Here is a 12,252-nt window from a genome sequence, read left to right on the forward strand (position 1 = left end):
TCATGGTGGGCCGCCGCTTTTTTCGATGTCCTTGCATCGGTTTTCTTCTTGACTGCCGATCATCGCCACGGCGCGGCGCTGTCGTCGTGCGTCCGTTTCTTTACTCGGGTCGAGCCTAAAAAATTACCGAGTGACTCACGGGTCGAGCAAGTCATGAAAAAAGGAAGCAAAGAGGACATCATTTCTTGAAAAATGTATATGAAAGTAGATGTTGATTATACGTTTTAACAAAAAATTATTTATATATTTTTTTGTATGACGTTGAATTTTTATGAAAAATTGATATCCTGCTGTGCGGTTCGGAAAATTTCTTTGACCGATATTAGTAGGGGGGCTTTGTCATGCAGTCCCGAAGAAACATTGACCGGGTTGTCGATCAACTGGAAACCCTGGGCAAACGCAAGGATATTGCCGGAGTCAGCCAAACCATCAATGACTACGTTCGCGCCATTGGTTTTGAACGATACACCTATCATGTCGTGCGCCCGCCCGCGGGTAAAAGGGTTCCCTTCTATCTCAGCAGTTATCCCGACGCCTGGGTCGAACACTACGTCGGTAACAATTACGTCAACAGCGATGCCGTCATCGACCGCGCCGCGTGTGGGTTGCTGCCGTTCGACTGGCAGAGTGTCGCCACTCCGGGCGGCGGCAAAAACAGCGTGCAAAAACGAATTTTCAACGAGGCCGGGGAATTCGGTATCCACGGCGGCGCCTCGGTGCCCATTCATGGCCCCGGCGGCTCGTTGGCGATCTTGAATGTGGCGTCGGACAGTAATGCGGAAGATTTCCGGAAAAACTGGTCCCGTCACCGCCATGATTTACAGGTCTTCGCGATGTATGCCCACGAAGTGGTGCTTCGGGAGTTATACCCCCAAGATGGCGCCAATCTTCCCCATCTGTCCCCGCGCGAGAGAGAATGCCTTCTGTGGACGTCGAAGGGGAAAACAGCCGCCGAGATCGCCGCCATCTTGAATATTTCCCAGGAAACGGTCGTCACCTATCTGAAGCAATCGTGCGCCAAGCTCGATGTGTTCAGCAAAACGCATGCCGTGGTCAAGGCCGTTTGTTTTGGTTTGATCGTTCCTTGATAACGCTTGGATTTTTTAAACGGTCTCGGATTTCCCCTCCGGGTCGCCCCTCCCCAAAGTTGGGGACGTTTCCGATTTTCTAAAATGCGCTCTCATTGTCCTTATCGTAGGGACAATGAGGAGTAGGGGGAATGATCGACGTTATCCGCGGTGAGGAAATTGCCCGCCGAACGTTGGATATGGATGCGATGTTTCGTCAACGTCACCGGGTATTTAAGGAACGTTTGGGGTGGCGGGTGGTATCTCGCGACGGTCGGGAAAAGGACGATTACGACGATCTGAACCCGATCTATCTGCTGGCCTTCGACGATTGCGGGGCATTGATCGGCAGCGCCCGAATACTCCCCTCGACGGGGCGTTACATGTTGAAGGATACCTTTCCCCAATTGTTGGACGGCACGCCCCCGCCCGTCGATCCGCAAATCTGGGAGGGCAGCCGCCTGGCCGTCGATATTCCAAATTTTCCCGACGAAGACGGTGCGCCGTCGCGCCATCGCGTGTTGATGGCGCACCGGGCGATCGCGGAAATTTTTTGCGCCGTCGTCGAGACCTGTCTCGCCTATGACGTGCGTGCGTTCATGACTGTCTACGACCTCCGGGTCGCCCGCATTTACGCCCGCTTGGGGTGTGTTCCCCGTTGGCAATCGCGCCGTCATCTGATTGGCGACACGGTGACTTTCGCGAGCCGCTTCGATATCAACCCTCAAGTCTTAAAAAATATCCAGCACGTCAGCGGCGTCGGCGGATCGGTGATCCGCAGCGCCCCGTGGAAGGAGAGAAAAAATGCAGCATAACCACAATAACAACGAACCCCTACGCGGCCTCTCGGACGATCCCGATGGTGAATTCGACGGCGGCCCGGTGAGTGCGCAATCGCTGCTGTATTGCCTGGAATATCTTTGTCAGGAAGCCCAAGGCGCAGGGTTTGACTTGACCGCCCATCTGATCGGCGCCGCGGCGGAGGCGGTGCGCGCGGAAAGCCACCTGCCGCAGGGCGAAATTTCTCATGGTGACGTGCTTTCCATGCCCATCGCGCCGCAAACAAAAACGAATGCCTGAATGTAATTTGGCGAGGAAGATACGATGAGGAAGATACAATAATGACGTGCCCTTTGAGTTCCTCTTCTCCCCTAGATGAAGGAGGCGAACGAAACGGTCGTTACCGCGATACGATTGTCGATTTTCGCACCCTGGCGGGGCCTTCGGGCCTTCCCGGGGTGGGCGTTGTCGGCGCGATACGAAAAGATCCGCTAGGCTATTTCGTCGATCTGCAAAAGGAGTACGGCGCGATGGTGCCCTATCGGGTCGGTCTGGAGAGCATTTTGATGCTCAACGCGCCGCAGCACATCCGTCACGTACTTCAGGACCATCATGAAAACTATCGCAAAAGCAAGTTTTATCAGCCGTTGCGCCCGGTTTTGGGTGAGGGTATTTTCCTCAGCGAAGGTGCGTCATGGCTGTCCCAGCGCCGGACCCTGAATAAGGGTTTTCACGGGCCGAATTTCGATGTTTTCGCGCAGAAGATCGTCGCCGCGGCGGGAAACATGCTGGATCGCTGGGAGGGTTACTGCGATCGCGGGGATAATCTCGATGTCGCCGCGGAAATGATGCACATCGCCTTGGATGGGGTGGCGCAGGCGCTCTTCAATCTGCGCATCGACGGCGATCACAAGGACGTTTACGACGGCCTGACCCAGACCCTGGGTGACGCCGAGCGGCGGGTATGGTCGATTTTCCCGGCGCCCCGTTGGCTGCCGACGCCCGCCAACGGAGCCTACAAGAAGGCTTTGGCGCGTCTGGATGCCATTACTTACCGGATCATCGACCAACGGCGCGCCGACCCGTCACCGCCCGACGATATGCTCAGCGGCCTGATCGAGGCCTATGGGGATGATCGCGCAGGCGATCGACTGTTGCGCGATCAGGTTCTGTCGGTGTTGTTGTCGGGACATGAAACCACGGCCAACGCCCTGGCTTGGGTGTGGTACGTTCTGGCGCGCCATCCCGATGTCGAACGGCGTGTGTATGAAGAGGTTGACGCGCTGGGCGACGGTCCTCTGGGCTTCGACACGCTACCGAAATTGTCCTATACCCGCCGGGTATTCGAGGAAACCCTGCGCCTTTATCCACCGGTCTGGACCCTATCGCGCCAAGCCGTCGAGGACGATGTGATCGGCGCCGTGCGCGTGCCCAAGGGGACGGTGGTGATGATGTCGCCCTACGTCGTGCATCGCAATCCCGAATTTTGGGAAAACCCAAACATCTTCGATCCCGACCGTTTTCTGCCCGAGCGTGCCGCCGGGCGTCCCCGGCTGGCCTATTTTCCCTTCGGCGGAGGACCCAGGGTATGCCTGGGCAACCGCTTCGCCATGATGGAAGCGCCGCTGGTGATCGCCGCCGTTACTAGGCGGTTTCACCTCGTCCAAGTTGCGCCGCGCGTGATCGCCCCCGAGCCGATGATCACCTTGCGCCCGAAAGGTGGAATCAAGATGAAACTGCGTCGGCGACGCCCTTAAGGTCGGCGTTCCTTAACGCCCTTCGACCAGGTCCTGACCCTAGTCGAGAGTTCTAATGATGTCGGCGAGAATGGCGAACATGGTGTCGATTTGGTCCTTTTCCACGATCAACGGCGGCGATAGGGCGATGATATCGCCGGTGACGCGCACCAAAAGACCCGCTTCGTAGGCGCGAACAAACGCACTGTAGCCCCGTGCCCCGGGGTTGCCGTCAATTGCGGCCAATTCGATTCCGGCAACCAATCCCAGATTGCGCAGGTCGATCACATGGGGCAGTCCCTTCAAGGCGTGCACGGCGTCTTCCCAATAGGGCGCCAGCTCGGCGGCGCGCTGGAACAGGCCTTCGCCTTGATAAACGTCGAGAGCCGCCAGGGCGGCGGCGCAGGCCAGGGGGTGGGCCGAATAGGTGTAACCGTGGAACAATTCGATCGCGCCCGGGGGGGCGGCGTTGACGATGGCGTCGTAAATTTTGTCCTGGGCGAACACCGCGCCCATCGGGACGGCGCCGCTGTTCAGGCCCTTGGCGGTGGTCACCAGGTCGGGCTCGACGGCGAAAAAATCGACTGCGAAGGGCGCGCCCAGGCGTCCGAATCCGGTGATCACTTCATCGAAAATCAGCAAGATGCCGTGCTTGGTGCATAGCGTGCGTAGCCGTTCCAGGTAACCTTTGGGCGGCATGATGACCCCGGCGGAGCCGACCATCGGCTCGACGATCACCGCGGCGATGGTCGAGGCGTCATGCAGAGCGACCAACTTTTCCAGGTCGTCGGCCAGATGCGCGCCCCATTCGGGCAGGCCACGGGAAAAGGCGTTGTGTTCCGGGTTGTGAAAATGGGGCAAATGATCGACGCCGGTCAACAGGCCGCCGAACTGCTTGCGGTTGTTGCCCAGGCCGCCCACCGAAATGCCGCCGAAACCGACACCGTGGTAGCCCTTTTCCCGTCCGATCAGCCGGGTCCTCGTGCCCTCGCCGCGGGCGCGGTGATAGGCGAGGGCGATTTTCAGCGCCGTATCCACCGATTCCGAGCCGGAGTTGGTGAAAAAAACATGGTTGAGATCGCCCGCCATGGTGTTGGCCAGCCGCCCCGCCAGTTCGAAGGCCTTGGGGTGGCCCATCTGAAAGGTCGGGGCGTAATCCAGTTGCGCCGCCTGGGTTTGGATCGCCTCGACGATTTTAGGGTGGCCGTGCCCGGCGTTACAGCACCACAATCCGGCCGTGCCGTCGAGAATTCGCCGGTTGTCGTGGCTGGTATAATACATACCCTGGGCGGCGACCAGCAAACGTGGGGAGGCTTTAAATTGACGGTTGGCGCTGAAGGGCATCCAAAACGGTTCGAGATCGTTGGGCGTGGCGTCTTGACGGCGCATCGGGCGGGCTCCTGATTGTGCTATGCCTTATCAAATCCCCAAAAGGCTATCATGCTCAATAACCGATAAGCAGATGTTTTATTGAGAATGTTAATTCATTGATATAAATAAAAATGTAGTGGATAGAATATAAGTATATTTAACGATGGGTAAGACTATGAATATTGATATCGGAAACAAACTCCGCCTCGTGCGCAAGGCGCACGGCTTGTCACAGCGCGAATTGGCGAAAAAAAGCGGCGTCACCAACGCCATGATTTCCCTGATTGAGACCAATAACACCAACCCTTCGGTCGGGCTTTTGAAGCGGGTTTTGGATGGTCTTCCGATGGCGCTCTCCGATTTTTTCGCCGTTGACGAGGAGCCCCAGGGGCAGGTTTTCTTTCATGGCGATGACCTAGTCGAAATCGCCGGCGGGCGCATTTCCTACCGCCAGGTCGGGCGCGACATGCGCCGCCAGGCGATACAAATTTTGCACGAATGTCTGCAACCGGGGGCGGATACCGGAAAATCCATGCTCTCCCATGAGGCTCAGGAGGGTGGGATTGTCATTCGCGGACGCCTGGAGGTGACGGTGGGGATGCAAAAGCGGGTTCTCAAGGCGGGAGACGCCTACTATTTCGATAGTCGTCATCCGCACCGTTTTCGCAATGTCGGTGACGAGGTATGCGAAGTCGTCAGCGCTTGCACGCCGCCCAGCGTGTAGGCGCGCGCTGTGTCGATACGTTTTACGCCTATTTCTCTGTACAAAAGACGGTCCCGGATGCGAAGCTACACACTGGCGTGCGCGCGCGAACAGTAAACGTGAACAGTGAAATTGGGGTCGGTAAAGAGTGCAAGAACATACTCTGATAAATATAGTGGACCACCGCCTGGGCATGAGTGAAGGCGATTACGCCATGCTTAGGCGTTTGGCGGTGTTTGCAGGGCTGCCCGACGTCGAGGTGCGTAAACTTTTAGGTCACATGGCGATTACAACGGTGCCGCGCCACACGACGCTTTTTCTGCAAGGCGATCCGGCGACCCGTTTTTATATTATTTTTGAAGGCTGGGTAAAGCTGTACCGTCAGAGCGCCGATGGCCATGAAAGCGTTATCGAGGTGTTGACCGGTGGTGAAAGCTTCGCCGAGGCCGCCATTTTCGATGAAAGCGTATATCCGGTCTCCGCCGAGGTGGTCTGCGACGCGCGTCTGCTGGAGGTCCCCGGCGAACCCTTGCTGCGCGCCCTGCGCTCCAATGCGGACCTCTGCTTGAACATCATGTCGGCGATGTCGCGGCGGATGCGCCAAGTGGTCCATCAGGTCGAACAGATCACGGTGCGCTCCTCGGTCGAACGCCTAGCCTTGTTTCTCGGCCAGTTGGCGGCGCGCCGGGAAGGAGCGGTGGAACTGCATTTACCCATCGATAAAGCGTTGATCGCGGCGCGCCTGGGCATGCAACCGGAAACCCTGTCGCGGTCATTTTCCAAGTTGGGTTCTTATGGCGTCAAGACTCAAGGCAGCACCGTCATCATTGCCGACGTCGATATTTTGTTGACGCTGGGTAAAGACGACGAAGACTTGTGCCCGCCGCGCATTGATCGCTGTTCTTAAATATTCCCCTTCCCGATGCGCCCCTCTATCCGGGACGCCCGTCGATGCGCGGTTTCAGGAAAATCGGGGTGTAGTGGATCGTGTAGAGCAAAAAACCTAAGGCCCATAAAGTTCCAGAGAGGCCGACCTCAAGCGATCCCAAGTAAGGCAGTGAGACATCGGGGGCGATCGCCGCGCCCAGTACCCGAACCAACGCCGCCAACGCAATCAAAATATAGGCCAGCGTGATGCTTGGCGCCGCCCGGATAACCCGTCCGCTGTGTCCTAGCGAGGCGCGGGTCATGATGCCCAAAGTGATGATCCCGATCGCGCCCACGGTTTGGGCGTGAAAGGCCGAAATCGGGTCGATCCAGGGCGTCAAAACGGCGAAACCCTTTAGCACGAACCCCACGACCAGCCAGGCGTACCCGAGATGGAGGACCCAGAGAATCGGATTGGCGAGGGTGCGCCGGGTCTGCCAACCGGACATGCGCACGCCATGAAGCACGCCGACGATCAAGGCCAGCGTGCCCGAAATGACGTGATCGAAACCGAAAATAAGATCGGCCAGGGCGACCAGGGCCGTCGCTGGGAGGATGATTTTTTCGACCCAGGGGCGCTGCACGACCTTGATCGTGGGGTCGCCGTGTCCCAGGGTGCTCGAAGTAAAACTGGGGATCACGCGTCCCCCCATGATGGTGATCAGCACCATGATCATGTCGAGGCCGAGAACCAGACCGCGCTGGGCGGTGAGCCACGATCCCAGCCAGGTCACGCCGAGGCTGTCCAGATGCACCATAAGGTCGCCGAGGAACACCATCGCCATGATGGGGACAAAGATCATCTGCCGTCGGTTCGACGCCGCCATTAGGGGGGGCGTGATGATCAACAGCAAGACGGGAATGTAGGCGAGATCGGCGACCGCCACCACCGCGGCGGGCAAGTATCCCGACATCCAGTACGCGATACGTCCGATCACCCAGACCGAAAACAGACCGATCAGTTTTCCCCCGGAAGCCTTTCCCTGTCCGGTCCAATTGGGCACAACGGTCAGCAAGAAACCGGAAATCGCCGCCATGGCGTAGCCATAGAGCATTTCATGTCCGTGCCAGACCGCCGGCGACGCGGTGATCGGTAGGGATGCGCGCCCCCCGTAAAGCAGGACCCAAACGACCATCGCGAGGACCCCTTGAATGCCGGCGGCCAGGAAAAACGGACGAAAACCGCTGGCGAAAAGTGCGAAATGTGATGGGGGGGAGGGCGATACATGCGGGGTGGGGGTAATGGGTGTGGCCATAAACAGCTTCTCTTTCGTTGTGTGTTGCAGTCGTTGCGTGTAGCCGCCGTGACGGCAGACAAAGCGTCCACGCCATTTAACCATGGCGGCGTGGGGTCGGCCTTGATGGGAATCAAGTATGCGCGACGTGTTCGGTGCGACGTTTATGAACGCTTTTGGCTTGCGCCCCATTTGGCGTGTGCCCCTGGCCGCTTGGCGCGCTTTGGTTCCTCGCGTAAGGTCACGGCCTATGTTTTAGAAATGGCTCGTGTTTTAGAAATGGCTTGTTTGACAAGAGGGTTTTCAGTGATGACGAAGAAGATATCCGATAATCAAAAAATGGCCTCCGATATCGAGATCGCCCGCGCCGGCGCGCTCCGACCGATTGCAAAGATCGCCGCGAAGCTGAACATCCCCGAGGACGCCCTGAAAGCCTACGGCACGGACAAGGCCAAGATAGCGCTGCCCTGGATCGAGGCGCAGCGGGACAAGCCGTCGGGACGATTGGTGCTGGTCACCGCCATGTCGCCGACGCCGATGGGCGAGGGCAAGACGACGACCGCGGTCGGTCTCGGCGACGCCCTCGGCGCGCTGGGGCAAAGGGCCGCCATTTGCTTGCGCGAGCCGTCGCTGGGACCGTGTTTCGGCATGAAGGGCGGCGCCGCCGGGGGGGGTTATTCCCAGGTCGTGCCGATGGAAGACATCAACCTGCACTTCACCGGCGATTTTCACGCCATCGGGGCGGCCAATAATCTGCTGTCGGCGATGATCGACAACCATGTCCACTGGGACAACGATTTGGGTATCGATCCCCGCCGGGTGACTTGGCGGCGCGCCGTCGATATGAACGACCGCGCCCTGCGCGAGGTGGTCTGCGGACTGGGCGGGGTGACGGGAGGCATTCCCCGCCAGGACGGCTTCGACATCACGGTGGCGTCGGAAATCATGGCGGTGTTGTGCCTGTCGGAAAATCGGGAGGATTTGACCCGCCGCCTGGGCGATATCGTGGTTGCGGAAAACTTTTCCCGCGAGGAGGTCACCGCCCGCGATCTGAAAGCGGACGGCGCGATGAGCGTCCTGCTTAAGGACGCCCTGGAGCCTAACCTGGTGCAGACCCTGGAAGGCACCCCGGCCTTCGTGCACGGCGGCCCGTTCGCCAATATCGCCCACGGCTGCAATTCCCTCATCGCGACGCGCACCGCCCTGAAAACGGCCGATATCGTGGTCACCGAGGCGGGCTTCGGGGCCGACCTCGGGGCCGAGAAATTTTTCAACATCAAGTGCCGCAAGGGCGACCTGCATCCCGACGCGGCGGTCATCGTCGCCACCATCCGGGCGTTGAAGGTGCACGGCGGCGCGGATAAGGCGGCCCTCGCGCGTGAAGACTGCGAAAGCCTGAAGAAAGGCCTCGTCAATCTTTCCCGCCATGTCGAAAACGTGCGCCACTTCGGTGTGCCCCAGGTGGTGGCGATCAACCGTTTCCCCGGCGATACGGACGGCGAGATCGACCTGGTGCGCCAGCACTGCGCCGAACTGGGCGTCGGGGTCAGCGTTTGCACCCACTTTACCGAGGGATCAAAAGGCGCGCTGGACCTCGCCCGTCAGGTCATGGCGGTGATCGCGGAAAAGGACAACACGTTCCGCTTCCTCTATCCCGACGAGATGTCGCTATGGGACAAGGTGCGCACGGTGGCGCAATCGGTGTACGGCGCGCAGGGCATTATCGCCGACAAAAAAATCCGTGGCAAATTTCAGCATCTTCAGGATACCGGCCACGGCAACTTGCCGGTATGCATCGCCAAGACCCCTTACAGTTTTTCCACCGATCCCGATTTAAAGGGCGCGCCCAGTAATCATGTCATGCCGATGCGCGACGTTCGCCTGTCGGCGGGGGCCGGATTCGTCGTCGTCATCTGCGGCGACATCATGACCATGCCCGGTTTGCCGCGCCGTCCGGCGGCGGAAAAAATCCACTTCGACGACGCGGGACGTATCGAGGGCTTGTTTTGATTTTCCTATGAATGGCGTTAGGTCCTGCCCCTAAATATATTTATATTTTGGATATAAAAAATGATTGAATTCAATATGTTGATATTCGTAAAGAAACCCATTCGTTAAAGTAAAATTGACGTGTTACCCTGCGGGAAAGGCAGCCGCGCGGTGATGGCGCGCCGCGCCCTTTTTAGGCGTTGACCCTTAAGGAATTCGGACATGATCAAAACACTCACTCATTTTATCGACGGCGCGATGGTTGACGGCGCCGGCGGACGCTTCGCCGATGTGTTCAACCCGGCGACGGGCGAGGTTTGCGCTCGTGCTCCTTTGGCCTCCGGCGATGAGGTGCGCGGGGCGATCGCCAGCGCCGCCGCCGCGTTGCCCGCGTGGTCGGCGTTGGCCCCCGCCAAGCGCGCCCAAGTGATGTTCGCCTTTCGTGACCTGTTGCGCGCCCATCAAGACGACATCGCCGAATTGATTTCCGCAGAGCACGGCAAAACCGTCGATGACGCCCGCGGCGAAGTGGTGCGCGGGATCGAGGTGGTGGAGTTCGCCTGTGGCGTTCCCCACCTGCTGAAGGGGGAATTCAGCGAAGGCGTCGCCGGCAATGTCGATACCTTCTCGGTGCGCCAGCCGGTGGGGGTCGTGGCCGGGATCACACCGTTCAATTTTCCGGCGATGGTGCCGATGTGGATGTTCCCGGTGGCGCTGGCCTGCGGCAACACGTTTGTCTTGAAACCGTCGGAGCGCGATCCCTCGGCGACGTTGAAAATCGTCGAACTTCTGAACGCGGCCGGACTGCCCAAGGGCGTGCTTAATCTGGTCAACGGCGACAAGGAAGCGGTCGATACCATCCTTCGCGATCCGGGCGTGAAAGCGGTCAGTTTCGTCGGCTCGACCGCGGTCGGCGAATACATCTACAGCGAAGGCTGCGCGCACGGCAAACGGGTGCAGGCGCTGTGCGGGGCGAAAAACCATCTGGTCGTGATGCCCGACGCCGATATGGACCAGACCGTTGACGCCCTGATGGGGGCGGGATACGGCTCGGCGGGCGAACGGTGCATGGCGATTTCCATCGCCGTCGCCGTCGGCGAAGAGACCGCCGATACCCTGGTCGGCCGTTTGGCGGACCGAGTTCGCGCCCTTAAAGTCGGTCCGGCGAGCGATCCCGAGACGCAAATGGGTCCGGTTGTCACCGCTCAGGCCAAGGCGCGTATTGAAGACTATATCCAAAGTGGCGTTGACGCCGGCGCCGAGTTGGTCGTCGATGGCCGCGGGCTTTCGCTGCAGGGCTATGAAAACGGCTATTTTCTGGGCGGAACGCTATTCGATCGGGTCACCGAGGATATGAAAATTTACCGCGAGGAAATTTTCGGCCCCGTTCTCGGGGTGGTGCGGGCGCAGAATTACGAGCAGGCCCTGCATCTGGTCAACGAACACGAATACGGCAACGGGACGGCGATCTTCACCCGTGACGGCGACGCCGCACGCGATTTCGTCAATCGGGTCCAGGTCGGCATGGTCGGGGTCAATGTGCCGATTCCGGTGCCGGTGGCGTATCACAGCTTTGGCGGCTGGAAGCGCTCTCTTTTCGGCGATCACCACATGCACGGCATGGAAGGGGTGCGTTTTTACACCAAGTTGAAGACGACGACGGCGCGTTGGCCCTCGGGGATCAAGGACGGCGCGCAGTTCAGTTTTAAAAGCGGCGCAGAACATTAAAGTTTGGAATGTTTATTCAGATACGCAAGAGCGGACGCGCGGTTAACCGCCGCCCGATGGACCCCGTGCGCATCAACGACGACTGAGGGCGATGCCGATCCCCAGCGCGATAAAGAGCGCCCCGGAGATGCGCTCGTAGATCTTGGATGTTCCGGCACGGGTTTTCTTCGCCACGCTTTTGGCCAGCGCGGCGTACATCGACAGGCCGATAAAGGAGAGGCTCATCATCGTCGCCCCCAGGATCAACAACTGAGGCCATGCGCTGGCGTTGGAATTGAGAAACTGGGGGAACAGGGCGGCGCAAAATAAAATCGCCTTGGGATTGCTCAACGCCACGCCGACGCCCTCGACATAGCGCCGCGCCGGTCCCACGGGCTTGACCGTCGCCGTGATCGGGCGTGGCGTGTTACGCTCCTTGGCGCGGATCATCTTAACGCCGAGATAGATCAGATACGCGCCGCCCGCGATCTTTAACGCCATGAAGGCCATCGCCGATGTTTTCATCAGACCGCCGATCCCCAGCGCCGAGGCCGCGATCATGATCGCAAGCCCGCTGATGTTGCCGACAATCGCGGGCGCGGCCCCCCGGTAACCGTTGCGTGCGCCGAGGTTTAGGGCCATTAACACGGCGGGTCCGGGGAGCGCGACCAAGGCGCTGACCACGGAAACAAAGGCGATCCAAGTCTGCCACGTCATTGAAGGACCTTTAGCAAGAA

General features: G+C 59.2%; 11 protein-coding genes. 8 read left to right on the top strand and 3 right to left on the bottom strand.

Features of this window, described 5'->3' with window-relative positions; genetic code table 11:
- The first annotated feature begins 341 nt into the window (after positions 1-341).
- The 4 genes from P3M64_RS00230 (at position 342) to P3M64_RS00245 (ending at position 3,604) form a co-directional block, all read left to right on the top strand.
- Positions 342-1,088 (top strand): helix-turn-helix transcriptional regulator, encoded by a 747-nt coding sequence (locus P3M64_RS00230; RefSeq protein WP_132938946.1) that lies wholly within the window; start codon positions 342-344, stop codon positions 1,086-1,088.
- A 131-nt stretch (positions 1,089-1,219) separates the two neighbouring features.
- On the top strand, positions 1,220-1,882 hold the full coding sequence (locus tag P3M64_RS00235) for an acyl-homoserine-lactone synthase (RefSeq protein ID WP_132938945.1): 663 nt from the start codon (positions 1,220-1,222) through the stop codon (positions 1,880-1,882).
- Positions 1,872-2,147, top strand: coding sequence for a hypothetical protein (locus P3M64_RS00240; protein ID WP_132938944.1), 276 nt, complete (start codon positions 1,872-1,874; stop codon positions 2,145-2,147). The genes P3M64_RS00235 and P3M64_RS00240 overlap by 11 nt, the downstream gene beginning before the upstream one ends.
- A 41-nt stretch (positions 2,148-2,188) precedes the next feature.
- Positions 2,189-3,604 (top strand): cytochrome P450, encoded by a 1,416-nt coding sequence (locus P3M64_RS00245; RefSeq protein WP_132938943.1) that lies wholly within the window; start codon positions 2,189-2,191, stop codon positions 3,602-3,604.
- A gap of 39 nt (positions 3,605-3,643) precedes the next feature.
- Here P3M64_RS00245 and P3M64_RS00250 read toward each other — a convergent pair whose 3' ends face one another.
- On the bottom strand, positions 3,644-4,972 hold the full coding sequence (locus P3M64_RS00250; protein WP_132938942.1) for an aspartate aminotransferase family protein: 1,329 nt from the start codon (positions 4,970-4,972) through the stop codon (positions 3,644-3,646).
- Positions 4,973-5,129: 157 nt separating this feature from the next.
- Between P3M64_RS00250 and P3M64_RS00255 the strand changes: the two genes are divergently transcribed.
- Positions 5,130-5,678 (top strand): cupin domain-containing protein, encoded by a 549-nt coding sequence (locus P3M64_RS00255; RefSeq protein WP_132938941.1) that lies wholly within the window; start codon positions 5,130-5,132, stop codon positions 5,676-5,678.
- A 172-nt stretch (positions 5,679-5,850) separates the two neighbouring features.
- Positions 5,851-6,564 (top strand): Crp/Fnr family transcriptional regulator, encoded by a 714-nt coding sequence (locus tag P3M64_RS00260; RefSeq protein ID WP_132938940.1) that lies wholly within the window; start codon positions 5,851-5,853, stop codon positions 6,562-6,564.
- 25 nt (positions 6,565-6,589) lie between these two features.
- Here the strand turns inward: P3M64_RS00260 and P3M64_RS00265 are convergent, their stop codons facing one another.
- Positions 6,590-7,840 (bottom strand): NnrS family protein, encoded by a 1,251-nt coding sequence (locus P3M64_RS00265; RefSeq protein WP_165886299.1) that lies wholly within the window; start codon positions 7,838-7,840, stop codon positions 6,590-6,592.
- A gap of 288 nt (positions 7,841-8,128) precedes the next feature.
- On the opposite strand from P3M64_RS00265, the gene P3M64_RS00270 reads away from it, so the two are divergent.
- Positions 8,129-9,829 carry a formate--tetrahydrofolate ligase gene (locus P3M64_RS00270; protein WP_456119829.1) on the top strand — a complete coding sequence of 567 codons (1,701 nt, stop codon included), beginning with the start codon at positions 8,129-8,131 and terminating at the stop codon, positions 9,827-9,829.
- A 201-nt stretch (positions 9,830-10,030) separates the two neighbouring features.
- Positions 10,031-11,536 carry a CoA-acylating methylmalonate-semialdehyde dehydrogenase gene (locus P3M64_RS00275; protein WP_132938938.1) on the top strand — a complete coding sequence of 502 codons (1,506 nt, stop codon included), beginning with the start codon at positions 10,031-10,033 and terminating at the stop codon, positions 11,534-11,536.
- A gap of 72 nt (positions 11,537-11,608) precedes the next feature.
- On the opposite strand, the gene P3M64_RS00280 is transcribed toward P3M64_RS00275, so the two are convergent.
- Positions 11,609-12,232 carry a LysE family translocator gene (locus P3M64_RS00280; protein WP_132938937.1) on the bottom strand — a complete coding sequence of 208 codons (624 nt, stop codon included), beginning with the start codon at positions 12,230-12,232 and terminating at the stop codon, positions 11,609-11,611.
- Between the last annotated feature and the right edge of the window lie 20 nt (positions 12,233-12,252).

Source organism: Varunaivibrio sulfuroxidans, from assembly GCF_029318635.1.
In the GTDB taxonomy this organism is placed as follows: domain Bacteria; phylum Pseudomonadota; class Alphaproteobacteria; order Rhodospirillales; family Magnetovibrionaceae; genus Varunaivibrio; species Varunaivibrio sulfuroxidans.

Bases quoted from the DNA above. Each gene is read 5' to 3' on its own strand.
- P3M64_RS00230 (WP_132938946.1), top strand. From the start codon at position 342: ATGCAGTCCCGAAGAAACATTGACCGGGTTGTCGATCAACTGGAAACC.
- P3M64_RS00260 (WP_132938940.1), top strand. From the start codon at position 5,851: ATGAGTGAAGGCGATTACGCCATGCTTAGGCGTTTGGCGGTGTTTGCA.
- P3M64_RS00280 (WP_132938937.1), bottom strand. From the start codon at position 12,232: ATGACGTGGCAGACTTGGATCGCCTTTGTTTCCGTGGTCAGCGCCTTG.
- P3M64_RS00240 (WP_132938944.1), top strand. From the start codon at position 1,872: ATGCAGCATAACCACAATAACAACGAACCCCTACGCGGCCTCTCGGAC.
- P3M64_RS00270 (WP_456119829.1), top strand. From the start codon at position 8,129: ATGACGAAGAAGATATCCGATAATCAAAAAATGGCCTCCGATATCGAG.
- P3M64_RS00245 (WP_132938943.1), top strand. From the start codon at position 2,189: ATGACGTGCCCTTTGAGTTCCTCTTCTCCCCTAGATGAAGGAGGCGAA.
- P3M64_RS00265 (WP_165886299.1), bottom strand. From the start codon at position 7,840: ATGGCCACACCCATTACCCCCACCCCGCATGTATCGCCCTCCCCCCCA.
- P3M64_RS00250 (WP_132938942.1), bottom strand. From the start codon at position 4,972: ATGCGCCGTCAAGACGCCACGCCCAACGATCTCGAACCGTTTTGGATG.
- P3M64_RS00255 (WP_132938941.1), top strand. From the start codon at position 5,130: ATGAATATTGATATCGGAAACAAACTCCGCCTCGTGCGCAAGGCGCAC.
- P3M64_RS00235 (WP_132938945.1), top strand. From the start codon at position 1,220: ATGATCGACGTTATCCGCGGTGAGGAAATTGCCCGCCGAACGTTGGAT.
- P3M64_RS00275 (WP_132938938.1), top strand. From the start codon at position 10,031: ATGATCAAAACACTCACTCATTTTATCGACGGCGCGATGGTTGACGGC.